Genomic DNA, 761 nt, shown 5'->3' on the forward strand with positions numbered 1-761 from the left:
CCTGAGAAGCTTTCACACCCGTCCATTCCTGCCATGCGAGCAGACGCGCCTTCAGTTCGGTGCGATGGCATGCGGCGTTCATCCGGTGCCGTGGCAAGGCGAAGTGCTGGCGGATCGGGCCAAAGCTGGAGAGAAAGCGCTGTGTGCGCCTCGGGTCACGAAAGCCTTGCATTTGGCGCTCGCGTCGACGTGTGGGCTGATGACTGTTCTCAGCGCGATTGTTTAGCCGGGCGGCTGCCTTGACAAACACATGCTTCACGCTGGCTAGCTCGGAAATTTCGGCCTTGGCCGCCGCGTAGCTGCGCAATTGATCAGTGACGATCTTGCGTGGCACGGGATGCGAGCGGAGTACGCGCTTGAGGAACCGTTCGGCCGCATCTTTGTCACGACGCTTTTGCAGCAGGATATCGAGTTCTGCGCCGTGTTCGTCGACTGCACGCCACAGCATGTAGGGATCGCCGTGCAGCGTCACGAACATTTCATCGAGGTGCCATGTCGAGCCCGGCCTGACACGCGCAGCCTTCGCGCGACGCGCAAACCGTGTGCCGAACCGGTCGCACCAGTTGCGCACTGACTCGTAGCTCACGCTCACGCCGCGCTCGAGCAACAACTCCTCGATGTCACGAAGGCTCAGGTTGAAGCGATAGTACCAGCGGACCGCGCAACTAATGACCGCCGCCGGAAATCGAAAACCATAGTAAGGTGACTTGCTCTTTTTCATGCCCCATCTTACCCGGCGCCCAGCTCAACTTGACATTGCC

General features: G+C 60.2%; 1 protein-coding gene. It reads right to left on the reverse strand.

The features are described 5' to 3' along the window. On the reverse strand, window positions 1–721 hold a 721-nt coding region (locus tag P0D73_RS46595; RefSeq protein ID WP_408436491.1), incomplete at its 3' end, for an IS6 family transposase. Window positions 722–761 lie beyond the last annotated feature (40 nt).

Source organism: Paraburkholderia sp. RL18-101-BIB-B (genome assembly GCF_046026985.1).
Taxonomy (GTDB): domain Bacteria; phylum Pseudomonadota; class Gammaproteobacteria; order Burkholderiales; family Burkholderiaceae; genus Paraburkholderia.